At 64.6% G+C, this 25816-nt stretch carries 19 protein-coding genes; 11 read left to right on the forward strand and 8 right to left on the reverse strand.

Going from position 1 to position 25816, the window contains the following annotated elements; genetic code table 11:
• The first annotated feature begins 257 nt into the window (after window positions 1–257).
• Together O3299_RS12980 and O3299_RS12985 are read left to right on the forward strand one after the other, a co-directional pair.
• Window positions 258–920: a TetR/AcrR family transcriptional regulator gene (locus tag O3299_RS12980; protein WP_305062457.1), complete on the forward strand. Its 663-nt coding sequence runs from the start codon at window positions 258–260 to the stop codon at window positions 918–920.
• 96 nt (window positions 921–1016) lie between these two features.
• Complete coding sequence (locus O3299_RS12985) at window positions 1017–1388, forward strand: hypothetical protein (protein ID WP_305062458.1); 372 nt, start codon at window positions 1017–1019, stop codon at window positions 1386–1388.
• Window positions 1389–1455: 67 nt separating this feature from the next.
• On the opposite strand, the gene O3299_RS12990 is transcribed toward O3299_RS12985, so the two are convergent.
• Window positions 1456–2949 carry an acetyl-CoA hydrolase/transferase family protein gene (locus tag O3299_RS12990; RefSeq protein WP_289916563.1) on the reverse strand — a complete coding sequence of 498 codons (1494 nt, stop codon included), beginning with the start codon at window positions 2947–2949 and terminating at the stop codon, window positions 1456–1458.
• Window positions 2950–3108: 159 nt separating this feature from the next.
• Here O3299_RS12990 and O3299_RS12995 point away from each other — a divergent pair, with 159 nt between their 5' ends.
• Window positions 3109–4002 (forward strand): LysR substrate-binding domain-containing protein, encoded by an 894-nt coding sequence (locus O3299_RS12995; protein WP_305062459.1) that lies wholly within the window; start codon window positions 3109–3111, stop codon window positions 4000–4002.
• Between the two features lie 52 nt (window positions 4003–4054).
• Here the strand turns inward: O3299_RS12995 and fucP are convergent, their stop codons facing one another.
• The gene (fucP, locus tag O3299_RS13000) at window positions 4055–5359 is read right to left on the reverse strand and encodes an L-fucose:H+ symporter permease (RefSeq protein ID WP_305062460.1); all 1305 of its coding nucleotides are present in this window, start codon (window positions 5357–5359) and stop codon (window positions 4055–4057) included.
• A gap of 424 nt (window positions 5360–5783) precedes the next feature.
• Here fucP and O3299_RS13005 point away from each other — a divergent pair, with 424 nt between their 5' ends.
• Window positions 5784–6017, forward strand: coding sequence for a DUF3563 family protein (locus tag O3299_RS13005; protein ID WP_077407407.1), 234 nt, complete (start codon window positions 5784–5786; stop codon window positions 6015–6017).
• Here O3299_RS13005 and O3299_RS13010 read toward each other — a convergent pair.
• From O3299_RS13010 to O3299_RS13030, 5 genes are all read right to left on the reverse strand, one after another.
• Window positions 6014–6163 (reverse strand): hypothetical protein, encoded by a 150-nt coding sequence (locus tag O3299_RS13010; RefSeq protein WP_305062461.1) that lies wholly within the window; start codon window positions 6161–6163, stop codon window positions 6014–6016. The genes O3299_RS13005 and O3299_RS13010 overlap by 4 nt on opposite strands.
• Before the next feature lie 71 nt (window positions 6164–6234).
• Complete coding sequence (locus O3299_RS13015; RefSeq protein ID WP_305056197.1) at window positions 6235–7941, reverse strand: lactate permease LctP family transporter; 1707 nt, start codon at window positions 7939–7941, stop codon at window positions 6235–6237.
• A 96-nt stretch (window positions 7942–8037) separates the two neighbouring features.
• Complete coding sequence (locus tag O3299_RS13020; protein WP_305062462.1) at window positions 8038–9483, reverse strand: LutB/LldF family L-lactate oxidation iron-sulfur protein; 1446 nt, start codon at window positions 9481–9483, stop codon at window positions 8038–8040.
• Window positions 9480–10196 (reverse strand): LUD domain-containing protein, encoded by a 717-nt coding sequence (locus O3299_RS13025; protein ID WP_305062463.1) that lies wholly within the window; start codon window positions 10194–10196, stop codon window positions 9480–9482. Before O3299_RS13025 ends, O3299_RS13020 begins: the two co-directional genes overlap by 4 nt.
• Window positions 10193–10984, reverse strand: coding sequence for a (Fe-S)-binding protein (locus tag O3299_RS13030; protein ID WP_289898528.1), 792 nt, complete (start codon window positions 10982–10984; stop codon window positions 10193–10195). The genes O3299_RS13025 and O3299_RS13030 overlap by 4 nt, the downstream gene beginning before the upstream one ends.
• A 140-nt stretch (window positions 10985–11124) precedes the next feature.
• On the opposite strand from O3299_RS13030, the gene O3299_RS13035 reads away from it, so the two are divergent.
• The 7 genes from O3299_RS13035 (at window position 11125) to O3299_RS13065 (ending at window position 18559) form a co-directional block, all read left to right on the forward strand.
• Window positions 11125–11838 (forward strand): FadR/GntR family transcriptional regulator, encoded by a 714-nt coding sequence (locus tag O3299_RS13035; protein ID WP_180278722.1) that lies wholly within the window; start codon window positions 11125–11127, stop codon window positions 11836–11838.
• A gap of 81 nt (window positions 11839–11919) precedes the next feature.
• A complete protein-coding gene (locus O3299_RS13040; protein WP_251350478.1) occupies window positions 11920–12333 on the forward strand; it encodes a hypothetical protein in 414 nt (137 codons plus the stop codon).
• A 240-nt stretch (window positions 12334–12573) separates the two neighbouring features.
• Window positions 12574–13368: a TorF family putative porin gene (locus tag O3299_RS13045; protein WP_305062464.1), complete on the forward strand. Its 795-nt coding sequence runs from the start codon at window positions 12574–12576 to the stop codon at window positions 13366–13368.
• A gap of 57 nt (window positions 13369–13425) precedes the next feature.
• A complete protein-coding gene (locus O3299_RS13050) occupies window positions 13426–15516 on the forward strand; it encodes a methyl-accepting chemotaxis protein (RefSeq protein ID WP_305062465.1) in 2091 nt (696 codons plus the stop codon).
• Between the two features lie 343 nt (window positions 15517–15859).
• The gene (locus O3299_RS13055; protein WP_305062466.1) at window positions 15860–16525 is read left to right on the forward strand and encodes a hypothetical protein; all 666 of its coding nucleotides are present in this window, start codon (window positions 15860–15862) and stop codon (window positions 16523–16525) included.
• A gap of 216 nt (window positions 16526–16741) precedes the next feature.
• On the forward strand, window positions 16742–17371 hold the full coding sequence (locus O3299_RS13060; protein WP_289898533.1) for a hypothetical protein: 630 nt from the start codon (window positions 16742–16744) through the stop codon (window positions 17369–17371).
• A gap of 159 nt (window positions 17372–17530) precedes the next feature.
• The gene (locus tag O3299_RS13065; RefSeq protein ID WP_305052788.1) at window positions 17531–18559 is read left to right on the forward strand and encodes an acyl-CoA dehydrogenase; all 1029 of its coding nucleotides are present in this window, start codon (window positions 17531–17533) and stop codon (window positions 18557–18559) included.
• Between the two features lie 66 nt (window positions 18560–18625).
• Here O3299_RS13065 and O3299_RS13070 read toward each other — a convergent pair whose 3' ends face one another.
• Entirely contained in the window at window positions 18626–25276 is a 6651-nt protein-coding gene (locus tag O3299_RS13070) for an IPT/TIG domain-containing protein (RefSeq protein ID WP_305062467.1), read from the reverse strand.
• Window positions 25277–25816: the final 540 nt, after the last annotated feature.

The raw sequence follows: 25816 nt of genomic DNA on the forward strand, positions 1-25816 counted from the left end.
GCTGGCGCCGTTGCGCTAAAAAACGCAGTGTAAGCTATCCCGCTATTTTCCGCCCTTTGGCACCGTTAGCAAAGCCTGGCCCGGCGTTTTATGCACCAATCCGGGGCATCGATGGAAAAGTGCCAGGCAAAAGCGCGAAAAATCGGTCAGCTGTTGCATCTACCGGACAAAAAACTGCTTTGTAACAACGGCTGACACATTGGCGCCCGGTCGCCCCCCTATAATTCTTGCTTTCATAGAGTCGCCAGGAAAGAGTCGTGGACAAGAAGTTAACTAACATCCAGGAAAGAAAGTTACGCGAGGCTCAGGCGCGGCGCGAGCACATCATCGACGTCGTCAAAGATCTCATCAAGAAGGGCGGCGCGCGCGCCGTCTCCATCCGCAAGGTAGCCGAGGCGGCCGGTTTCTCCACCACCGTCGTGTACGCCCTGTTCCGCGACAAGGCCACCCTGATCGCCCAGGCCATGGACAAGGATTTGCTGGAACTGGTGCGCACCATGCGCACGGCGTGCGCCAGCAGCGATGATCCGTGGCAGCGCATCGCCCTGGTCGGCCGCGCCTACATCGAATACGGCTTCCAGCATCCGGACGAGTATTCGCTGATCTTCATGGAATTGCGTCCGCATGCGGAAATCGACGCCGTCGAAGTCGAGCACGGCAATATCGAGCAGGATCCGTACGCCTATGCGCTGCACCTGTTTACCGAACTGGCGCAAGCGGGCCAGGTGCGCCAGGACGAGCCGGCGCTGCACACGATGACGCAAGTCTTCTGGCAATCGCTGCACGGCCTCGTGTCGCTGCGCATCGTCATGGATGCGGGCGACCCGTGGACGCCGCACCCGGAAATGAACGCGCATATCGACGACTTGCTGGCCGTCGTCACGGCAGGCATCCGTCTGCGCTTTGCACCGGCTTCCTGACGTTTGATCCAGCGCAAACTGCGCCAGCAGAAAAGGCGGACAGTGGAGTGAAGCCGCCTGCGCTGGTGCAGCGCGGCTCGCGCGAAGGAGGGCGAGATGAACGAAGCCTATGCCACGGACCGGCTTGACAAACAGCAAGGCGCGCACAATGCTGTACGCATGGAAGCGCGCCTGACAAAACTGGAAACGGACCGGGAACACGACCGGCAATGGTTCAAGACCCTGGAGCAGCGTCTTGGCGACGGCCTCGACAATGTACGCACGGAGTTGCGCGACGAATCGCAGTTGCTGCGCGCCGACCTGACGCAGTTTCGCGGCGACTTGCGCGGCGACTGCCACGCCTTGCGCACGGAACTGGGCGACATCCGCAAGCACATGCACACCCACTTCCTGTGGTTCATGGGCATACAGGCCACCACCACGTTTGCCCTGCTGGGCCTGGGCGCCAAGGCGCTGCATATGTACTGAACAATAGAAAAAGGCAGGCGCGGTATGCACCGCCCTGCCCTGCCTGTCTTGAGGTTAGCGAAGTCTGCTACGCTGCCAGCATGCTCTGCGTTTCCTGGTAGCGCGTGTGCCACGACAGCGCCTGCTCCAGGATGTGCGGCGTATGGCCGCCGCGCTGGCATGCCGCGTCATAATACGCACGCAATTGCGCGCGGTAGTCGGGGTGCGTGCAGCGCTCGATGATCAGCGGCGCCCGTTCGCGCGGCGCCAGGCCGCGCAAGTCCGCATAGCCCCACTCCGTCACCAGCACGTCGACGTCATGCTCCGTATGGTCCACATGCGAGACCATCGGCACGACGCTGGAAATGCGCCCGCCCTTGGCCGCCGATTTCGACACGAACATCGACACTTGCCCATTGCGCGCAAAGTCGCCCGAACCGCCGATGCCGTTCATCATGTGCGTGCCGCACACATGCGTGGAATTGACGTTGCCGTAGATATCGAACTCGAGCGCCGTGTTCAGGGCGATGATGCCCAGGCGGCGCACGATTTCCGGGTGGTTGCTGATCTCTTGCGGGCGCAGCACGATTTTTGACCGGTAATGGTCGATATTGTCCATCAGCTTTTGATGCACGGCGGCCGACAGGGTGATCGACGAGGCCGAGGCAAACGCCAGCTGGCCCGAGTCGAGCAACTCGATGGCGCTGTCCTGCAGCACTTCCGAATACATCGTCATATTGCGGAAAGGCGAGCCGATCAGGCCATGCAGCACGGCGTTGGCGATGGTGCCGATGCCTGCCTGCAGGGGCAGCAATTCCGGGCCCATGCGTCCGGCCGCCACTTCGCCTTGCAGGAAGGCAATCACGTGGCCGGCGATCGCCTGCGTTTCCGCATCCGGCGGCAAGGCGTTCGACGGGCTGTCGGGACTGTCCGTGATGACGATGGCGGCGATGCGGGCCGGGTCGATGGCGATGGCCGTGCTGCCCAGGCGCTGGTCCACGCGCGTGAGGGGTATCGGTTCGCGCCCCGGCAGGGTTTGCGGAATGTAAATGTCGTGCAAGCCTTCCAGCGCCAGCGGCGTGGACAGGTTGATCTCGATGATGACCTGCGTGGCCTGCTGGGCGAACGCGGCGGAGTTGCCCACCGACATGGTCGGGATGATGGCGCCGGCCGCCGTGATGGCGGTGGCCTCGATGACGGCGATATCGACGGCCGCCAGGTTGCCCGAGCGCAACTGCTCGGCCGTTTCCGACAGATGCTGGTCGATGAACATGACTTCACCGTTGTTGATCTTGCCGCGCAGCACAGGGTCGACCTGGAACGGCATGCGGCGCGCCAGCACGCCCGCTTCAGCCATCAGGCCATCGCTGCCATTACCCAGCGAAGCGCCCGTGATCAGGGTCAGGCTCAACGGGTCTTGCAGGGCGCGTTCGGCCAGCGCACGCGGCAGGGCCTTGGCGTCGCCGGCACGGGTAAAGCCGCTCATGCCGACACGCATGCCGTTGTGGAACAATTTGGCTGCCTCATCGGCGCTCATGATTTTGCTGAGCAAGCCTGGGTGGCGGATACGGTCCTCGTACATCGTGATGCTCCTGATATTCTTAATATTCTCAAACTGGATGGCTGTCATACACCAACCCCATAAGTGGATTCAGTATAAAATCCCGCTTACATGCATGGCATGAATTAATTTCGTCATATCCAGTCGATATTTTCATGCCCTGCCAACGCCGAGCCCCTCTTGGATATCCGTTCCCTGCGCTATTTCGTCGAAACCGTGCGCCTGTCGAGCTTTACGCAGGCGGCCGAATCGCTGCACCTGACCCAGTCCACTATCAGCAAGATGGTGCGCCAGCTGGAAGACGAGGTGGGCGCACAATTGCTCGTGCGCGACGGGCGCAAGCTGACCTTGACGGACACGGGCCGCATCGTCTACCAGCACGGCCAGGAAATGCTGGCCAATATGCGCCAGCTGACCCTGGAAGTGCGCGACACCCAGGCCTTGCAGCGCGGCAGCCTGACGGTCGGCATCCCGCCCATGATCAACGTGCTGTTCACGCCCGTATTGAAAGCCTTCCGCGCGCGCCACCCGCACATCAGCCTGACCCTGCAGGAAGACACGGGCCAGCAGATCGAGCGCCAGGTGGCGGCCGGCGAGCTGGAAATCGGCATGACGGTGCTGCCGGCCGACCCGGAACTCGACCTCGTGGCCGTGGAAGTGGCCAATTACCCGATCTGGGCCCTGGCCGAACCGGGCACCTTCCAGAAAAACCGCACCACGCTGCCCTTCAAGGCGCTGGCCGACTTGCCGCTGGTGCTATTAAAGGATGATTTCGCGCTCACGCGCAGCCTGCGCCAGCATTTCGCGCAAGCGGGCTTCACGCCGACGATTGCGGCCCAGAGCGGGCAATGGGACTGGCTGGTGGCGATGGCCTCGGCCGGCCTGGGCGTGGCCCTGCTGCCTGAGCCGTTCATCCACCGCCTGGCCGGCGAACCACTGGAGGCGGTACGCATCGTCGAGCCGGAGGTGGCGTGGCAGGTGGCGCACATCTGGAGCGGGCGCTACCTGTCGCACGCGGCGCGCGCCTGGCTCGAAGTGTGCCAGGACGTGCTGGGTACGCAGTTCGCGCACTGACGTAAAAAAAGGGTGGCCGAGGCCACCCTTTTGATTGATCGCGCCACCTTGCTTATTTGGCGGCGTCGTCCTTGTACATGCTGGCGTACTTCCAGCCGAAGTACAGAATGAAGGTGTAGCACAGGGCCGGCACGAGGAAGGACAGCTGCAAATTGATGTGGTCGGCCAGGAAGCCCTGGATGAACGGCACGATGGCGCCGCCGACGATGGCCATGCACAGGATGCCCGAACCTTGACCCGTTTGCGCGCCCAGCTTGTTCAGCGCCATGCTGAAGATGGTCGGGAACATGATGGAGTTGAACAGGCCGACGGCGATCAATGCCCACATGGCCGTGTGACCACTGGAGAACACGGCGACGAGGATCAGCGCGATGACGACGGCGGCGTTGAAGGCCAGGGTCTTGCCCGGGCTGACATAGCGCATCACGGCAAAGCCGACGAAGCGGCCCAGCATGGCGCCACCCCAGTAATAACTGACAAAATACGCGGCGTCGGCGTGGCTGAGGCCAGCGATATGGCTCTCGCCCAGGAAGTTGATCAGGAAGCTGCCGATGCTCACCTCACCGCCCACATACAGGAAGATGGCCAGCGCGCCCAGCACCAGGTGGCGGTGCGACCAGATCGAGACCTTGTGGCCATCCTGCGCCACGGCGGCCGCCTCGTCGGCATGCGAAATCCTTGGCAATTTTGCCAGCGCGAACAGCACGGCCAGGATTACCAGGGTGGCGGCCAGCACCAGGTACGGGCCTTGCACGGAAGCGGCTTCCTTGGCGCGGTAAGCCAGTTGTTCGGCCGCCGGCAGCAGGTCGAACTGCTGCACCGTCAGCACGGTACCCGACAAGATCAGCATGCCGCCCAGCGCAGGCGCCACGGTGGTGCCCAGCGCGTTGAACGCCTGCGTCAGGGTCAAACGGCTCGACGCCGTCTGCGGGTCGCCCAGTTCCGTCACATACGGATTGGCCGCCACCTGCAGCACGGTGATGCCGGCCGCCAGGATGAAGAAGGACAAGAGGAACAGCGCATAGCTGCCGATGGACGCCGGGTAAAACATGGCGCAGCCGGCGGCCGCGATCAGCAAACCGGCGACGACGCCGCGCTGATAGCCGATTTTCTTGATCAGCATGCCGGCCGGCAGCGAAACGATGGCGTAGGCGCCGAAGAAGCAGAACTGCACCAGCATCGCCTGGACATACGTCAAGGTGTAGATCGAGCGCAGATGGGGAATCAGCACATCATTGAGCGAGGTCAGCAATCCCCACATGAAAAACAGCACCGTGACAATGATCAGGGCGCCTGTATTGTTTTGCGTGCCGGCCCGTGCGGACGGTACGCCCTGGCCTTGCTTTACATATTCCATACCTTCTCCATTTTTCAATTCCAAGTTGATCGCGCCAGGCATGGAAGCGTTTCCACCCGGGCAGCACCAGGACGCGCAAGCGCCACGCAGATATCAGCGTGGGCCATGACTGCCATCAGCGATACGGGGCAGGCATGGCATCTCGCGCGTGCGGCCGACCGTTTCTCGTCAGAACGATGTCTTGTGGGCGCGGCACGCCTGTGGGCCGCGTCTGAAAACAACATCCAGGACAAAAACGTCTTGTAGTAAAACTACGATCCTGCGCCGGCATTATGCCTTAAAGCCCCGTATTGCGCAGCTTTCGCGACCATTATCTGAAAAATGAATAGCTGACATTTGAAATCAAAAGTAGCCTTATAACTTGAAATCGATATACTTATATTGCAGTGCAGCACAACGCGGCACGCCACTCAAGGAGTCTGCCATGTCTACCGCATTTACCTACCACACCACGCAAAACAGCAATATCGTCGCCACCCTCGTCCACGCCGCCAAGCGCGTCGGTGCCTGGCTGAACCAAAGCAGCGACCGCCGCGAACGCGCTTATGAAGAAGCCTACCTGGCTGAATCGACCGACCGCTACGATCTGGAATACCGCATGCGCGAACTGGCCCGTGCCAACCCGCAGCCCACCTGGATGAGCGGCCTGAGCCGTTAATGTACTGAACCGGAAGCAAGCAGTACCAGCAAGACCATCGCCAGACCCATCCTGCTCGCCTCGCGCTTGAGCACGGGATGGGTATGCGGCAACACACGGCCGCCCGGCACGACGCCGGGATGCGTCATCATGTTGCAGTGCATCATGTCATTTTCATGACCATCTGCACGTTTTACTATCAATTCATCTAGTTTTACTACGTATTTCTACGGATCGCTCAATGCGGGATCATGCCCGTGAACACGTACGCCTGCAGCATGGTGATGATGCCGATGATGACGGCAAACAACAGACTGTGCTTCAAGGTAAAGCGGAACAGGTCCGATTCCTTGCCCACCAGGCCAGTCGCGGCGCAGGCGACGGCGATCGACTGGGGCGAGATCATCTTGCCCGTCACGCCGCCCGTCGTATTGGCCGCCACCAGCAAGGTGTCGGACACGCCGATCTGGTGCGCCGTCGTGTTTTGCAGGGAGCAGAACAAGGCATTCGACGACGTATCGGACCCCGTCAGGAACACCCCCAGCCAGCCCAGGAACGGCGAGAAGAACGGGAAGGCGGCGCCGCTGCCGGCCAGCAGCAGGGCCAGGGTGGACGACATGCCCGAATAGTTGGCCACGAAGGCAAACGCCAGCACCAGGCCGATCGACAGCACGGGGCGGCGCAATTCCACGAGCGTTTCGACGAAGGCCTTGATGCCATCGCGCGGCTTCATGCGCAGCATCCACATCGACAGCACGGCCGTCAGCAAGATCGCCGTGCCCACGGCCGACAGCAGGTCAAGCTTGAAGACGGCGTCATACGCTTTCGGCTCCGCCACGATGGGCATCGTCTTGATCACCAGTTTATCGAGGTAAGGCACGTGGATCTTGACGACCAGGCTGGATAACGCCCCGCCGGCGGCGAACAGGGACTTAAAGCCGGGCAGGCTCCATACGGTGACGATGGCCGTCAGCAGGCCGAACGGCGCCCAGGCGCGCGCCGTCTGCGCCAAGGTGTAGGGCGAGGCGGCGCGGCTGCCGCTGCCGCGCAAGTCCGCATTGCCTGCCCCGCCGCCAAAACCGGACAGCGCGGCGGCGCCGCCACCGACGGCGTTGACCACCTTGGCATTCTTCGGCTGCCACACTTTCAGGAACAGGGTCAGCGACACCAGGCTGACGAGGGCCGAGGTGATGTCCGGCAGCTCCGGCCCGATATGGTTCGACGTGAAATACTGGGTGACGGCAAAGCTGGCGCCCGTTACCAGGGCGGCCGGCCACACTTCGCGCACGCCGCGCACGCCATCCATCATGAAGACCAGCCAGAAAGGCACGGCCAGCGACAGCAGCGGCAACTGGCGGCCCGCCATCGCGCCGATCAGGAACGGGTCGATGCCCGTCACCTGGCCCGCCACGATGATGGGGATGCCCATGGCGCCAAAGGCCACGGGCGCCGTATTGGCGATCAGGCACAGGCCCGCCGCATACAGCGGATTGAAGCCCAGGCCCACCAGCAGGGCCGAGGTGATCGCCACGGGCGCGCCGAAACCGGCCGCCCCTTCCAGGAAGGCGCCGAAGGCAAAGCCGATCAACAGCACTTGCAGGCGCTGGTCGTCCGTGACCGACAGCACCGAGGCGCGGATGATCTCGATCTGCCCCGTTTTCACGACGATCTTGTACAGGAAGACGGCCGTGACGATGATCCAGGCAATCGGCCACAAACCATACGCAAAACCATAGCCGGCCGCCGCCAGCGCCTGCGGCACGGGCATGCCGTACGCAAAAATCGCCACGGCCAGCGCCAGCGCCAGGGTGACGGCGGCCGCCACGTGGCCCTTGATGCGCAGCGCGGCCAAGGCGATGAAGAAGAAAATGATGGGAACGGCTGCCGCCAGGGACGACAGCCACAGGCTGCCGAGCGGTGTATAAAGTTGGGTCCAGGTTTGCATGTCGGGTCTCCTCCGGTGGATGCGGGTTGATTGAAAAAACGGCTTTTGATGTAATTGTGTGTAGCGTGTTTTTTGCGGTGCTTCGGTGCTGCCGGACTATTCCTCCTGCCCGCGCGCGTTGAGCAGGTCGGCCAGGCTGCGCGGCGCCGGCGTCAAGGGCTTGCGGTGCTGCGTCCAGCCCAGCTGCTTGCCCGGCGTCAGTGCGCGCAGCCGCGTGGCGGCCCAGCGGAACAGGCGATAACTGATTGGGCGCGCGAAGGCGCCGCTCCAGAAGCGCCAGACCAGGCTTTCGCCGCGGCTGAACTTGGCCCCCTGGCCGCGCAGCGGATGCGCCACCTGCTCGCCGGGATTGCGATTGGCCTCCGTGCGCAGGCGCACCAGCAGTTGCGGGATCGGGATGCGCACGGGGCACACTTCGCCGCAGGCGCCGCACAGGCTCGATGCGGTGGCCAGGTCGGCCGTCGCAGCTAGTCCCAGCAAGTGGGGCGAGATGATCTTTCCGATCGGCCCCGGATACGTGGTGCCGTAGGCGTGGCCGCCGATGCGCGTGTAGACGGGGCAGTGGTTCATGCAGGCGCCGCAGCGTATGCATTGCAGGGTGGCGCGCAGCTGCTCGTCGGCGTAGGCCTGACTGCGGCCGTTGTCGAGCAAGACCAGGTGCACTTCGCGCGGCCCATCCTTTTCTCCCGCGCGGCGCGGGCCGGAAATCAGGTTGAAATACGTGGTGATGGCCTGCCCCGTGGCCGAACGCGTCAGCAAGCTGGCCAGCGGCACGATATGTTCGAGCTTGGCCACCACCTTTTCCATGCCCATGATGGCGATGTGCACATCCGGCACGGACGTCGTCAGCCGGCCATTGCCCTCGTTTTCCACCAGCCACAGGGTGCCCGTGTCGGCCGCCGCGAAGTTCACGCCCGACAGGCCGATATCGGCCTCGACGAAGGCCTGGCGCAGCGCGCGCCGCCCCGTCTGGATCAGGCTGTCGACGTCTTCCGTGTAGGGTGCGTCGGGAATGTGCTCGGCGAACAGGCCGGCGATGTCGGCCTTGGTCTTGTGAATCGCGGGCATGACGATGTGCGACGGCTTTTCGCCGGCCAGCTGCACGATGTACTCGCCCATGTCCGACTCCAGGCAGGTCATGCCGCGCGCTTCCAGGTAGTGATTGAGCTCGATTTCCTCGCTGGCCATCGACTTGCCCTTGATGAAGCGCGTCGCCCGGTTCTTTTCCGCGATGGCGTGGATGATGGCGTTGGCCTGCTCGCCATCCTCGGCCCAGTGCACCTGCACGCCGGCCGCCGTCAGCCTGTCTTCCAGTTGCACCAGCAAGTCGGGCAGGCGCGCCAGCGCGTGCCGGCGCACGGCTTCGCCGAGGTCGCGCAGGCGTTCCAGCTCGTCGCCGTCGGGGAACTGCGCCGTGCGCTTGTCCTGCAAAAAATCCATGGCGCCGCGAAAGCTCTGGCGCAGCTTCGGGTCGTCCAGCGCGGCGCGGGCGCGCGCATGGAAGTCCGCCGGTTTGACGAATTGCAGTGGCTTGGCGTTCATGGCTGGCCTCCTTCACGGGCTGGCAAGTCATCGACGATCAGCACCCACAGCCAGCGCGGGCCATGCGCGCCATAGGCGAGGGTTTGCTGGATGTCGGACGTTTTCGAGGGACCCGACACCAGCACCAGGTTCGATGGCATGCCGTCCGCCCAGCGCTCGGCGCGCGCCGTCGCATGCAAGTCCGCATGCAGGGTGCTCGCATACACGAGGCAAGTGTGCAGCGGCGGCGCCAGCGACACCGTGCGCGGCGTGGCCGCGTCGGGCGCGATGACCAGGGTGCCCGTGGCGGCGATGCCGGAACGGGCGACAGTAAAACCCGCGTCGACGGTGTCGAACAACTCGCCCTTCCACTGCGCCAGCGGACGGTCGAAAGAGAGCACCTCGACGCCGTCCGGCAAGGCGGCCCGCAAGGCCAGTCCCTCCCTGCTATCGGCATCCATCAGCAGGCGGCGCACGCCATGCGCACCGAGGCGCTGCGCCAGCAGGCCAGGCCAGGCATCGCCGCGCACGCAATCGACTTCCGCATGCGCGGCCTGCAGGGCGGCCTGCAGGGCGGCGATCCGGCCCCGTGGCGACAGCGGCGCTTGTGCGCGGCGCGCCAGGTAGTGCTGGTCGATGGCCGTATCGATGACGTCCACCGCTTCGGGGGTGGCCGGCGCGGCGGCGCGTAGGCGTCCCAGCATGCGTTCGCGGGCGCTCAAGGCCGCGCTCATGCTTCGCCTCCCGTGCGGCGCCACAAAAAGCTGGCCAGGTGCTCGACGGGCAGCGGCGCGCCTTGGTGTTGCGCGGCGTGGCCGATATTGAGCAGGCAGCCGCAGTCGGCCGAGACGAGCCGGTCGCAGCCCGTGGCGCAGGCCGAGGCGATCTTGTCGCTGACCATGGCGCCGGAAATGTCCGGGTGCTTCAGTGAAAACGTGCCGCCGAAGCCGCAGCATTCCGATTCGCGCTGGTGTTCGATGCGCGTCACGCCGGGCAAGGCGTCGACCAGTGCCACGCCGTGCACCCGCGTGCCCATTTCGCGGCGCGCGCCGCACGAGGTGTGCAGCACCACGCTTTCCTGCGCCTGCCCTGCGCCTGCCAGACCGGCCAGGTCGAGTTGCAGCACGCAGACGAGAAATTCGCTCAGTTCATACACGCGTTCGGCAAGTTCGGCCGCCTTGGGGCCGGCGACGGGGTCGTCCTGGAACAGTTGCGGCCAGTGGTGGCGCATCATGCCGGCGCAGGAGCCGGACGGCACGATCACGGGCCAGGGCTGCGCGAACAGGTCGAGCTGGGCGCGGGCCACGGCGCGCGCCTGTTCCGGGTTGCCGCTGCTGTAGGCTGGCTGGCCGCAGCAGCTCTGGCCGCGCGGATAATGCACCAGCAAGCCTTCCCGCTCCAGCAGGCGCACCGCGTCGAGCCCCGCCTGCGGCACGAACAGGTCGACCAGGCAGGTGGCGAACAGGTACACCTGGAGCGGTGCGGGTGGATAGCGGCGTGGCTGGCGCGGATCTGGCTGCATGAGTGTGTCTCCCCGGCGCTCTGTGTGTTGCTGCGGCGCCGCTGTGTGTTGTTAAGAATGACTGGTTCACGCATAATTCCAGCTTCCGCAAGCCACTTCAAATTGCTCGGACCACTTTAAAACAACACCGGAAGACATCGATGGCGACAGGCATGCAAACGCGGGGCAGGGTCGAGATGGTGATGCGCAGGCTGGAAACCGCCCTGCTGGACGGCAGCTTGCCGGCGGGCGCGCAGTTGCCGGCCGAACGCCTGCTGGCGCAGCAATATGCCGTCTCGCGCAACACCGTGCGCGAAGCGGTGCAGCGGCTGGCGGCGCGGGGCCTGGTGCGCAGCCGGCGCGGCGCCGGCGTGTTCGTGACGGATCAGCTGCGCACGGGCATGGCGTCGCCGTGGAGCCAGCTGGTGGCCGACCACCCCGCCCTGCGCGACGACATCCTGGAATTTCGCCGCGTGCTGGAAGGGGCGACGGCCTACTTTGCGGCGCAGCGGGCCAGCGTGGACGAGCGCGCGCAAATCATGGCCCTGCTGGCCGAACTGGAACAGGCGCGCGCCAGCGACGACAAGCACGGCGAGGCGCAGGCCGATGCGCGCCTGCATGAAGTCATCGCGCAAGCGTCGCACAACACCATGTTCCTGCACTTGCACACCAGCATCATCGGCATGCTGCGCGAACACATCACCATCAATGGCACGGGCTTGCGCCAGCAGGACGAGGCCACTTCGCTGCAACTGCTGTCGCAGCACCGCACCCTGTGCGAGGCCATCTGCGCCAGCCAGCCCGAAGAGGCGCGCACGGCCATGCAAGGCCACATCGATTTCGTGCGCACGCGCGTCACCAGCGATGACGATTGAGGCCACTGGTAGGACCAGTACAGGAGCATGGCGGCCGCAAAAACTGCTACCATCGCGCGCCGCCACTCCTTTCGTCCGCCCATGACCGTCCTTAGCCACACTCATCCGCTGGTACTGCAGCTGGAAAACGACTTGCTGCCCCTGTTTCGCGCCGCCCTGCCATCGCTTGCGGCCGCCGCGCCGCAGGTGCTCGCTTCCGTCTTCGCCTTTTCCAGTGGCACGGCGAGCGCCTTCCAGGATTATCATTTCGGCATTTCCTGCCTGCTCGCGGACGTGCCCGAGGATGCGCCGGAAGAAGTCGCGCTGCTGGTCAGCGTCACGGGACTCGACGCCGGCGCCCGGCTCAGCGCACAGGTCGTCTGGGGCCAGCCCTCGGGCCGGGTGGAAATGCAGGCCGGGCTGGACGCCGACAGCCTGCAAGCCTTGCATGCGGCCCTGCCAGGCTTGCTGGCCGGCTTGCAACAGGCCGCCAGCCGGGGCAGGCCGGAAATGTGACAGGAGCATGAAAAAGTGCCAGGAAACAACAACTTACGATTTCCGTAGCGCAACTTTATTGACTTCCACTAGCCCTAGCCCCTATCCTTTCAGTTACGTTTGGTGAGAATGTGTGCATGTTCAGGCGAACATGCAAACGGCCTCGCCCTGCCTTCACAAAAGTCCATTCCGCATTTTTATTGCAACCATCAGGGCAACGCGCCTGGACGGCCGCTGCCGGCAAATACGGAGCTGACTGCCATGCCATCGCACCACCATTTCCCCGGATCATCCTTGCTGGGCTGCGCCTTCCTGCTGGCGGCCGCGCTGCCCGTGCAGGCCCAGACCACGGACAGCACTGGCGCCACCTTCAGCGCCAATGCCAGCCTCACTTCGCAATACATTTCGCGCGGCTTCCGCCAGACCTGGGGCAAGCCGGCCCTGCAGGCGGGCGTCGATTACGCGCACCCGAGCGGCTGGTCGCTGGGCACCTGGGCTTCCACCGTCAGCGACCGCTATATCCAGGATGCAAGCGTCGAATGGGACCTGTACGGCGGTTATGGCAGCACGGTGGGCGAGCTGGGCTACAGCGTGCTCGCGTATTACTACAAGTATCCGGGCGCCGTGTACCGCGCCACAGGCGTCAGGTACGACTATGGCGAACTGTCGCTGGGCCTGACCTACCGCATGCTGTACGCCAAATACAACCATACCGTCACGCGGGACTTCTTCGGCATCACGCATGCGCGCGGCACGGGCTACCTGGACGTGGGCGCGAATGTCGACCTGGGCAATGCCTGGACCTTGAACCTGCACGCCGGCAATGGCCGCGTGGCGGGCACGGGCAATGCCATGTGGAGCTGGCGCGATGCCAAGGTGGGCGTCACGCGGGCCTTCGACGGCGGCTGGAGCCTGAGTGGCGCCGTGACGCGCGCCTGGGGCGCCACCGACGCCTACGACCATTACACGCTGGGCATCCCGAATGCGGCCGGCCAGTTCGACACCTCGAACCCGGCCGCGGCCACCTTCGTGCTGGCCGTCAGCAAGACTTTCTAGGCGCGCTACCCGCGACGCCCGAGACACCGATACCCCTCCCCATCAAGGAACAGCCTCATGCAACTATCACTGAACAGTAAAATCTGCGTCGCCGCCACAGCGCTCGCCATCCTCAGCCTCGGCGTCACGGCGGCCGTGATCGGCTACAAGAGCAGCGCCAGCGCCGAGGCAGCCGCGCTGGACCTGGCGCGCACCTCGGCACGCGAAGTGGCCGGTGCGCTGCAGGCGCGCATCGCCAGCAACCTGTCGAGCGTTTCCAGCCTGGCCGGCGCCATGCGCGGCACCAAGGGCGCGAATTTGCCCCTGCAGCGCGACCAGATCAATGAACTGACCAAGGCGACGTTGACCAGCTCGGAAGACTTGCTGGGCTCGGCAGTGACGTGGGAGCCGAACGCACTCGACGGCAAGGATGCGGAGTTTGCCAACCAGAAACCGAACTACGACGCCAGCGGCCGCTTCATGCCCTACTGGACACGGGGCGCCGGCGGCAAGCTGCAAGTCGAACCCATCGTCTTCGACCCGAAAGCGGGCGCCAACGACTGGTACGACGTGCCCAAGCGCACCGGCAAGACTTACTTTACGGAACCATATATCTACCCCGTCGACGGCAAGGATGTGCTGATGGCTTCGCTGGTGGCGCCCATCATGATCGACGGCAGCTTCAAGGGCACGGCCAGCGCCGACTTCATGCTCACGCGCCTGGCGAAAATCCTCGCCGACCTGAAAGTGATCGAGGGCGGCAAGCTGGCCCTGATCTCGAACGGCGGCCTGTACGCCAGCCACCCCGAACCTGCACGGCTGGGCAAGAAGGCGGACGACGTGCCGGCCGCCGGCCTGGAAAAGGTACGCCAGGGCCAGGCGTATGAATACGAGGACGACAAGGGCTACATCCATTTGCTGCAGCCGCTGCAGATCCACCCCGACATCGCGCCGTGGAGCGTGGAATTGAATTTCCCGAAAAGCGTGGCCACCGCCTCGGCGCGCGACCTGATGGTCTACACGCTGATCGTCGCCCTGCTGTGCGCGGCAGCCACGGCCGGCATTTTGATTCTCGTCGTCAACCAGCTGACACGCCCCCTGCGCACCCTGGGCCGCACCATGACGGACCTGTCCAGCGGCGACGCCGACCTGCGCGTCAAGCTGGAAGTCAAGGGCACCGACGAGCTGGCCGTCATCGGCAAGGGTTTCAACGCCTTCGTGGAAAAGATCCACGCCGTGCTGCTGCAAGTGCAAGCCAGTGCCGACAACGTGGCACGCGCCAGCGCGGAAATTGCGCAAGGCAATAACGACCTGTCGGCCCGCACGGAACAGCAAGCCAGCTCGCTGGAAGAAACGGCCGCCTCCGTGGAAGAACTGACGGGCACCGTCAAGGAAAATGCCGACCATGCGCGCCAGGCGAATCAACTGGCTGCTTCCGCATCGAGTGTGGCACAGAAGAGCGGCGAAGTGGTCGGCAAAGTCATAGAAACCATGACGTCGATCAATGACTCGTCAAACAAGATCGTCGACATCATCAGCGTCATCGACGGCATCGCCTTCCAGACGAATATCCTGGCGCTGAACGCGGCCGTGGAAGCGGCGCGCGCGGGCGAACAGGGGCGCGGTTTCGCCGTCGTCGCCACGGAAGTGCGCAACCTGGCGCAGCGCTCCGCCGCGGCGGCCAAGGAAATCAAGCTGCTGATCGACGATTCCGTGGGCAAGGTGGCCGCCGGCAGCAAGCTCGTCGATGAAGCGGGCGCCACCATGGAGCAAGTGGTCGACAGCGTGCGCAAGGTCACCGCCATCATGGCCGACATCAGCGTCGCCACCACCGAGCAAAGCGACGGCATCGCCCAGGTCAACCAGGCGCTGGCGCAGATGGATGGCGTGACGCAGCAAAACGCGGCCCTCGTCGAGGAAGCGGCGGCGGCCGCCGAAAGCCTGCAAGACCAGGCCAGCCATCTGGCCGAGGTGGTCAGCGTGTTCAAGCTGGGCGAGCAGGCGCGCCAGGCAACGTCGACAGCAACGCCGGCTGCAGCGCCAGCAGCGCCGCGCGCCGTGACGCCCAAGACCGCCGCGCCAGCCAAACGCCTGAGTGTTGCCAAGCCGCAAGCAGCACAGCATGCGCCAGCCAAGGCGCCGGCAGGCGATGACTGGGAAGAGTTTTAAGCCGGACCTTTCCGGCGGCGGCCGGCGCCAGATTCAGGCGCCGGCACGAATTTTATAAACGGCCAACTCAATACCTGCCTCGCGCCGGATGCGGCGTGGCACCCGCCTGTTTCTCCTCGGCGCCATTGAATGGCCGCACTTGAGATTACCTTCCTTTATTTCCCGCCACATCAGCACCAGGAGAATGTTCTACCGCTCCTGCCGGAATTTATCCGATGACCATTTTCAATACCGGCATTGCGGCCAATTTCAAATTTCACAAAAATAAGATACGCATGTACTTTATAATATCGCCGCGTATACGGCACGCTTCCAGCCGGTTGAAGATTTACAGGAATCACGGATGAAAAAAGTATTGGCTTTATTAATGGTATCGGGCACAGTGGTATTGACTGGTTGCGGTGGTGGCGGAAACAGTAGTGCTAACGGCAATGCAGACGTTGCGGTCCCGCCAGTGGTGGTAGCGCCGCCAGTGGTGGTCGCACCTCCGCCTCCTCCCGCACTGGCCGCCTATGTTGGCACCTGGACTCCCGCATGTAACGACTCTTTCCGCCAGCGCCTCGTCGTCGCCCTCAAGAACGATGGCAGCGGCGCCCTGGAAATATCGACCTACGATGAAACCTTCAGCACTGCCGATTGCAGCGGCCCCGTGCAATTTACGGAAACCACGAGTGAAAAGATTACCGCGACGCCGGATGGCGCAGGCAATATCCAGCTCAAACTGACGGCGGACAGCCCTGCCACGGACATCCGCATCGACAAGGTCGTATCGTCGCTGCCAGCCCACACCATCCAGATTACGGGCCCGGCCGTCACCACGGTGCTGGTCAATGGCAAACCCAATTGGCGCATCACCGATGGCAGTGGCGACACCACGGACATCCCGGATACCGGCATACAACAGGCAGTAAGTGACAACGGCGGCTTTTATTTGCGCGGTAACGAATTGTTTACCGTGATGCAAAAAGACGGTGCTTATGTGCTCGATATGCACTATGTAAAACAATAAATCAGTCAGTAATCAGCCATTGCGCCGCGTGAGCGGCGCAATGCGCACCAGTTACACCACATCCTCCCTTCATTCCCGCAAACCATTTCAGCGGATTGCCGCGACATGATCCAAATCAAGTCAGCGATAGATTCGGTGAGAATTCCTTCCTATTAATAATCCTATAATCAGGCCGCGTTGACGGCACGCACCGCTGCCGGATAAAAAGGACTCTGAATGAAAAAATTATTGGCAGTATTGGTCGGCTCGGCCGCGGCACTCCTGACCGGCTGCGGTGGCGGCGGTGGGGGTAGTTCGGCGCAGCAGCTTGCCGGCGATTCCGGTTCCACCTCGCCACTGGCCGCATATCTTGGCACGTGGCAATCGGCGTGTGACAATCACGACCGGCAAGTGCTCGTCGTCGCGCTCAAGAGCGACGGCAGCGGTTCGTTGGAACTGACGCCGACCGGCGAAACCTACTTCAAGGCCGATTGCACCGGCCCCGTGGTCGCGACGGACGGCATGAGCGCGAAAATCACCGGCAAGCCGGACGGTACAGCCGACATGCCGATCAAGCTGGCGGAAAATGCCGCGGCAACGAACTTGCGCGTCGACAAGTTCACCTCGTCGGTGCCGGCCTATACCTTCCAGCGCAGCGGCGCCACCGTGCAATATGTATTGCGCGATGGCAAACAGCAATGGTGCGTCAAGGTGGACAATGGCGAATCGTGCATGTGGGATGAGGGCATGCACGCGGCGCTGAGCGTCCCCGGCGGCCTGTCCTTGCGCGGCAACGACCTGTACTCGGTGGTGCTGGACCCGGAAAAGGGCGTGTATGTCCTGGACGTGCACTACGTGAAAAAATAAGCGCGTGATCAGCTGCAGGGCCGCCCGGCCCTGCAGTTGCCACGGTGCATCTTCTCGCCCGCCGCTTCATGGACTCGCTAGCGTGAGCGGGTATCTGTGTAAAATCAAACAGACATTGCAAAAATAAAAAGCTATCCTGTAGAAAAACAGGAGCTTGCCATGTCACACCATGCCTTTCCCCTGCCCTCCCACGCTGCACTGGACGCCCTGCTGCAGCCTCAGGACAGCGCTTTCCACCCCATCGAAGGCTTGCGGCGCTTGCGCGACGCGGGACTGGAGCAGCTGCCCCTGCCCGGCCACGGCGCCACCCTGCAGCGCTGGCAAATGCTGGCCGCCATCGCCGCCGTCGACCTCTCCCTGCTCAAGCTGTATGAAGGCCATACCGATGCGCTCGCCATCCTGGCGGAAATCGGCGGCTCCGGCGTGCCGGCCGGCAGCAGCTGGGGCGTCTGGTGCGCGGACCTGCCGGGCGCGCGCGTCCGCTTGCGGCAAACGGCCGAGGGCCGCCATGTGCTCGACGGACGCAAGGCCTGGTGTGCCGGGGCGAAGGGCCTCAGCCATGCTTTGATCAGCTGCTGGAACGACGCTGGCCAGGCTTGCCTGGCCTCGGTGACCCTGTCGCAGCCCGGCGTGCTCGTCACGGACGAAGGCTGGCAAGCCGTCGGCATGCATGCCTGCGCCAGCGTCGACGTGACTTTTTCTGCCGCGCGCGCCTTTCCCGTGGGCGCGCCGGGCGCCTATCTGCAGCGGCCCGGCTACTGGCATGGCAGCGCGGGCATCGCCGCCGCCTGGTATGGCGCGGCCTGCGCCGTCGCCAGCCACCTGCATGCGCGCGCGCAACACGCCGCGCCCGACCCCGTCCGCCTGGCGCAGCTGGGACAAATCGATTGCGTCTTGCGCGCCACCGGCGCCCTGCTGCGCGAAGGCGCCGCGGAAATCGACCAGCACCCGCAACGCGACGCCATGGGACTGGCCCTGCGCCTGCGCCTGGCAACGGAAGACGCCGCCACCCTGGTCTTGCACCTGGCCACGCGGGCGCTGGGCGCAGGCCCCCTGTGCCGCGATGCCCGTTTCGCCCGCCTGGCTGCCGACCTGCCCGTGTTCCTGCGCCAGAGCCACGCGGAACGCGACCAGTCCGTGCTGGGCGGCATCGTCGCCGGCGCAGAAGACCATCCTTGGTCGCTGTGACAAAAAAAATCGCCGGACCGGATGGACTCCGGGCCGGCGATCAGGGCTAGCCTGAAGGCTGACTGATTACTTGAGCGGCATGGCGATACCGAACATCACCGACTGGGTACGTCCGCTATCGATATTCAGATTGCTGTTGTAGTCCAGCGTGATGGTCATGCCGTTCGACAACAGCAGCTTGACGCCCAGGCCCGCCGTCCAGTTGCCCGTCTGCTGCGGCACTGTGCGGATCACGTACACGGGACCGTCGGCCACCAGGTCGGCATACGCCAGGCGCGCATCATCGGCGCCCTGGAACTGGTGGCGGTACTCGAGCCGCGCGCGCGGGAACCACGTGCCCAAACCACCGACATAGATACCCTCGGCCCGCACACCCAGCGCGCCGATGCGCGAACGCACCGTCTGCTTGAAGTAGCTCAGGGCGTTGATGCCCGCCGCCTTCTCCGTGTACGGATCGAGCTTGGCCGACATCAGTTCCACGCGGCCATACGGCGACCACATCCAGGTTTCCTGGCGCATCTCGATACCGCCCACCAACGCGCCGAACACTTGCTTGCCGTCGCGTTCGCCCGTGGCGAAACCACTGCCATCGGTCAAGTAGCGCGACGCGTCGTATTGCAGGGTGCCATAGCCGAGCACGCCGTCAAGGAAGACGCCCTTGCTCGGACGCAGGCTGCCATACACGGCCGCCACGGCGCTGTCGGCCGTGCTGCGGCTGCCGTTCTGGCCCACGTCGCTGCGGTCATGGCTGAAACCGGCACCCACGCCCAGGGTCGCCAGGTCGCTCAAACGGTAATCGCCGCCCACGCTCACGCCATTCGTGCGGAAGCGGAAGCCCGTGTCGCGGCCATTCACATAATGCTGGCCGAAATCGACCGCGCCACCGAGCCACAGCGACAGCGCCTGTTTCTGCGTGTCCGGCTTCTGCGGCATGTCCGGCAAGCCATTCGTTGCCTGGCTGACATCCGTGCCGCCCACCGCCTTATCGCTGCTGAAACCGGCATCGGGCTGGCGCAGGGACGCCTTGCGCATGAACGGTTTCACGGCCGTGCCGAACACGCGGTCCGCTTCCTGCTCTTGCCAGCGCGCCAGCGCCGCCGTCGGATTGCCGCTGTCGTTCGGCGGCGTCAGGCTCAGGCCAAAGTTCGACCGTCCCCAGCCATCGCCATGCAGGCTTTCCAGGCGCTGCGTGAAGTTCGACAGCTGCGCCGTGGCGAAGCGCCGCGCCGCATCGGCTTGCGCCGCTTGCAAGCCGATCACTTCCGGATCGAGCGACGGATCGCGCCGCGCCGTCACGGTCACGTTGACCACGCCCGGCTTCGAGGTGGCAAAGGCATTGCTCAGGGTGTAGCTGACGACGGCCGCGCCGGCAAACTTGCCCGAAGCCGCAAAGCTCAGCTGGTACGACGGCTTGCCGGCCGTGCCCACGTCGCGCACCACCACCTTGCCCGCCTCAGCCGGCGCCACGCTCAGCACATTGGCCGCCGTGAACGGGCCGCCCGTGGCGCCCGCCGTCAGGTCGACCGTCACCGTCAGGCCCGCCACCACCGTGGCGCTCTGGCTGACCACCTGCGGCATCGGATTGACGCTGATGGTCGCTTTCACCGGCGCAGAGGTGCCGAACACGTTCGACACGGTGTAGCCGATGCTGATGTCGCCGCTGGTGTTGATGCCTGGCGTGTAGACGATGTCCATGCCATTGACGACTGCCGTGCCGCTGGCTGGCTGCGTAGTGATGGCCACGGCCGTGAACGGGCCGCCGGTGGCGCCCTGCGTCACCTGCAGGGTCACCGGCGTGCCGGCCAATACCGTCGCCGTCTTGGCGACAGGCACCGGCACCGGTTGCGGCGCCACCGTCACGCTGACCGTGGCCGGCGCGGAGGTGCCGCCTGGACCCGTCGCCGTGTAGCTGAAGCTGTCCGGACCGAAGTAGTTGGCATTCGGCACATACGTCACCTTGAAACTCGCACCGGCGACGGCGCGCGCCATGCGCGCCGAGGCACCGCTCGAGACCACCGTGACGCGCCCGTGCTGCGGCGGCGTGACGATGGTCACGTCCGTGATCGGGCTGCCATCCGTGGAAGCGATGGTCAGGCTCACTTCCTGGTTGGCCGAGGTGGTCGCCGTTTCATTGGGCACCGGTGGCGGCGCCTGGTTCACCTGCAGGGTCAGCGCTTGCTGCACCGTGAACTGGTGCGCGTCCTTCGCCTGCAAGGTGAAGGCGAAGCTGCCCGCCACGGTCGGCGTGCCGCTGACGATGCCGGTCGCCGCATCGAGCGCCAGGCCGGTCGGCAAGGCGCCGCTGCTCAGGGAGTACACGTAAGGCGCAACACCGCCGGCCGCCGTGAATGGCTGGCTATACGCGTCGCCCGCACGGATCGCCGCCAAACTGGCCGGCGTCAGGGTCAGGGTGGGCGCAGCTACCGTCAGCGTGTAGTTTTTGCTGAGGCTGAATGGCGCACCCACGCCCGTGCTGCTGTCGGTGACCTTGATGCTGAACGGGAAACTGCCCGCCGCATTCGTCGTGCCGGACAGCACGCCCGTAGCCGTATTCAGGCTCAGGCCCACGGGCAAGGTGCCCACCACGGCATAGCTGTACGGCGCCGTGCCGCCCGCCCCCGTCAGGGTCGTGCTGTAGGCCGCTTCCGCCGTCGGATTGGGCAAGCTGGCCGGGTTCAGCGCCAGTACCGCCGAAGCGACGGACAGCGTGTAGCTCTTCGTCCCCGTGAATTGACGCGAATCCGTCACTTGCACCACCAGCGCAAAATCGCCAGCCGCCGTGGGCGTGCCGCTCAAGACGCCGCTGGCGTTCGAGCTCATGCCGGCAGGCAGGCTGCCCGTTATCGCGAACGTGTACGGACCGACACCGCCGCTGGCCGTCAGTTGCTGGCTGTACGTGGTGGCAACGGTTGCCGCCGGCAAGCTGGCCGGGGTGACGCCGATGGCCGAGGTCACGGTCAAGGTATACGTTTGAGTTGCCTGGGCATTGACCCCGGCGACCGCGGCTTGCGTCGCGGTGATGGTGCTGGTGCCGGCGCTGACCGGAGTGATGACGCCGGTGCCGCTGACAGTCGCCACGCCCGCGTTCGAGCTGGTATAGCTCAAGGCGCCATAACTGCCGCCCGTCAGGCTGGAGGTCGCCGCATTGCTGAAGTTATTGCCCAATGGAACGGATGCCGCGGTCGGTGTCGCAAACGTGATGACACCGGTCGGGATATACGTAAATTGGTCCGCCGCGCCGCTGGCGCTGGTGCCGCCAACCGTGGTCACCTTCACGTCCACCACGCCCAGGCTACCCGATGGACTCGTGGCCGTGATCTGCGTGGCGCCGTTGACGACAAAACTGCCGGCATTGCTGCCGCCGAATCGCACTGCCGTGGCACCTGTAAAGCCGGTACCGGTGATGACCACACTGGTGCCGCCGGCGATGGGGCCGAAGGCAGGTGAAATGCCGCTGACTGCCGGCGCCACCACGTAGGTGAACTGGTCCGACGCGCTGGTGGCGCTCGTGCCACCGACAGTGGTGACGCGCACGTCCACCGTGCCGGCACCAGCTGGCGCCGTCGCCGTGATCTGCGTGGCGCTATTGACGGTGAAACTCGTCGCCGCCGCACCGCCAAACGTCACTGCCGTCGCGCCGCCAAGGCCCGCGCCGCTGATAACGACACTGCTGCCGCCCGTCGTTGGACCGGAGGCCGGGGAAATACCGCTCACCACCGGCGCCCCCACATACGTGAACTGATCGTTCGCGCTGGTGGCGCTGGTGCCACCGGTGGTGGTGATGCGCACGTCCACCGTGCCCGTGCCGGCTGGCGCCGTCGCCGTGATCTGCGTGGCGCTGTTGACCGTAAAGCCCACCGCTGCCGTGCCGCCGAAGGTCACCGCCGTCGCGCCACTGAAATTCGTGCCGCTGACAGTGACCGTGGTGCCGCCAGTGACCGGGCCGGAGGTGGGCGAAATGCTGCTCACCGCCGGTGCTGCCACGTACGTAAATTGGTCCGCCGCGCTGGTGGCGCTGGTGCCGCCGATGGTGGTGACGCGCACGTCCACCGTGCCCGTGCCGGCTGGCGCCGTCGCCGTGATCTGCGTGGCGCTGTTGACGGTAAAGCCCGCCGCTGCCGTGCCGCCGAACGTCACCGCCGTCGCGCCACTGAAATTCGTGCCGCTGATGGTGACCGTGCTCCCCCCCGCGGCGGGACCGGCCGTGGGCGAAATGCTGCTCACCACCGGTGCGCCCACATACGTGAACTGGTCATTCACGCTGGTGGCGCTCGTGCCACCGGTGGTGGTGATGCGCACGTCCACCGTGCCGGCACCGGCTGGCGCCGTCGCCGTGATCTGCGTGGCGCTGTTGACGGTAAAGCCGGAGGCGGCCGCTCCACCGAACGTCACCGCCGTCGCGCCACTGAGATTCGTGCCGCTGATGGTGACCGTGGTACCGCCAGCAGCCGGGCCGGAGGTGGGCGAAATGCTGCTCACCACCGGTGCCGCCACGTACGTAAATTGGTCCGCCGCGCTGGTGGCGCTGGTGCCGCCGATGGTGGTGATGCGCACGTCCACCGTGCCCGCGCCGGCTGGCGCCGTCGCCGTGATCTGCGTGGCGCTATTGACCGTAAAGCCCGTCGCTGCCGTGGCGCCGAAGGTCACCGCCGTCGCGCCACTGAAATTCGTGCCACTGATGGTGACCGTGGTGCCGCCGGCAGCCGGGCCGGCCGTGGGCGAAATGCTGCTCACCACCGGTACTGCCACGTACGTAAATTGGTCCGCCGCGCTGGTGGCGCTGGTGCCGCCGATGGTGGTGATGCGCACATCCACCGTGCCGGAACCGGCTGGCGCCGTCGCCGTGATCTGCGTGGCGCTGTTGACGGTAAAGCCGATGGCTGCCGTGCCACCGAACGTCACCGCCGTCGCGCCACTGAAATTCGTGCCGCTGATGGTGACCGTGCTACCGCCTGCGATGGGGCCAGCAGTAGGCGACAGGCTCGTCACCGTCGGCACCGCCACGTAGGTAAATTGATCGGCCGCGCTGGTGGCGCTGGTGCCGCCCGACGTGGTCACGCGCACATCCACCGTGCCCGTGCCGGCTGGCGCCGTCGCAGTGATCTGCGTGGCACTGTTGACCGTAAAGCCGATGGCGGCAGTAGCGCCGAATCTCACCGCCGTCGCGCCACTGAAATTCGTGCCGCTGATGGTGACCGTACTCCCCCCCACGGCGGGACCGGCCGTGGGCGAAATGCTGCTCACCACCGGTGCTGCCACATAGGTGAATTGGTCCGCAGCGCTGGTGGCGCTGGTACCGCCGACCGTCGTGACGCGCACGTCCACCGTGCCCGTGCCGGCTGGCGCCGTCGCCGTGATCTGCGTGGCGCTGTTGACCGTGTAGCCGGTCGCCGCCGTGGCGCCGAAGGTCACCGCCGTCGTGGTGGAAAAGTTCGTGCCACTGATGACGACCGTGGCGCCGCCGCCTGCCGGCCCCGCAGTGGGCGAAATGCTCGTCACTGTCGGCAATGCCACAAAGGTGTACTGGTCGTTCGCGCTGGTGGCGCTGGTGCCGCCGGGCGTCGTGACGCGCACATCCACCGTGCCCGTACCGGCTGGCGCCGTCGCCGTGATCTGCGTGGCGCTGTTGACCGTGTAGCCGGTCGCCGCCGTCGCGCCGAAGGTCACCGCCGTCGCGCCGGTAAAGTTCGAGCCGTTGATGGTGACCGTGGTGCCGCCACCGCCTGGGCCCGCCGTCGGCGAAATACTGGTGATCGCTGGTGCCGGAACATAGGTGAACTGGTTTGACGGATCGGCGGCGTTGGTGCCGCCTGGCGTCGTAACGAATACGTTCACGACACCGGTGCCGGCTGGCGACGTGGCGGTGATGGTCGTGGAATTGAGCACGGTAACGCTGAGGCCATTGTTGCTGCCGAATTTGAGCGCCGTTGCGCCGGTAAAGCCGGTGCCGGTAATGGTGACGGCCGTGCCGCCGCTAACCGGACCGAGCGCAGGCGACACACCGGTGACGGCAGGCGGCGGCTGGGCATTGATCACCAGGGAATAGCTTCTGGACGTGTTGTATGGTCCATTGCCGCCCGTGCTGTCCGTCGATTTCATCACAAAGTTGTAGGTGCCCAAAGCACCGGGCGTGCCCGAGAGCAAGCCGCTGCCCGACAGGGTGAGGCCCGCCGGCAGGCTGCCCGATTCCACCACATACGCAAAGGGCCCGGTGCCGTTCGCGGTCGACATCTGCTGGCTGTAGGGCACCGACAATCCGCCTGCCGCCAGCACCGTAGGCGTGATGGACAGGGTGGGCACGGCGATCGACACGGAGTAATTCTTGGTGACGGTCAGCGGCGTGCCTGAGGTCGAGTCGGTCACCTTGATGCCGAACACATAGGCACCGGTCGCTGTCACGGTGCCGGAAATCACGCCGGTCGACGACACAGTGATGCCAGGTGGCAAAGCACCAGACACCAGCGCGTAGTTGTAAGGCGCGACACCGCCGGTCGACGACATCGCCTGGCTATACGCCACGCCGATCACGGGCGCCGATATGCTGCCCGGTGTCACGGTGAAGGCAGCCGCAGGGGGCAGGACGGTCACCGTAAAAGTCACCGCCTTGCTGTCTTCATCCCACAGGACAAAGCTGTCGGACAGCGCCCCGTCGCCATTATTGATGTAGGTCGCAATACCGGTACCGTTATTGACGAGACCAGTAATCGTGCCGTGCAAGGCAGTCGCGCCATTGTCCGTCAGGCCAAATGAGCTACACAGCGACAAATCGATGACATAGGAGTCGCCTGATGCGACGGTAAAACTCCTCTGATTGGGAATACATTTCGTGCTCGGATCGCCGTTGGCTGCCTGCGCCGGGCTTGCGCCAAGCGCCAGCATCAGCAAGCACAGCGTAACGCAGCAATGCAGGAAACGGCCAAACGCTGATGCCAGGTCTACCCGGCGAGCCGCTGCCGGCCCTCGAATTCCTGCGACAAAAGCAAGGAACAAAAAATGTGCCGGACGGGCGACGATATCGTTGCAAATACGCAACATGATTTCTCCAATACAGAGTTTTTTGGACAAAAAGAACCATGGATTCAGGCTGCAAGCGATCCCCATTCAGGGCTCTTCCAGAGGGCCAACAGATGTTGACGCTTGCCATACGACAACGTATGCTACCTCGAGATTTCAATAAAGTAACTATAACAAAAAGGGTTTTTCAAAAAACAATATTGATTGCAAATGGAAAATATTATTCCTTTAACATTCAATAAC

It is taken from the genome of Janthinobacterium sp. SUN176, assembly GCF_030587335.1.
GTDB classification, from domain to species: Bacteria; Pseudomonadota; Gammaproteobacteria; order Burkholderiales; family Burkholderiaceae_D; genus Janthinobacterium; species Janthinobacterium kumbetense.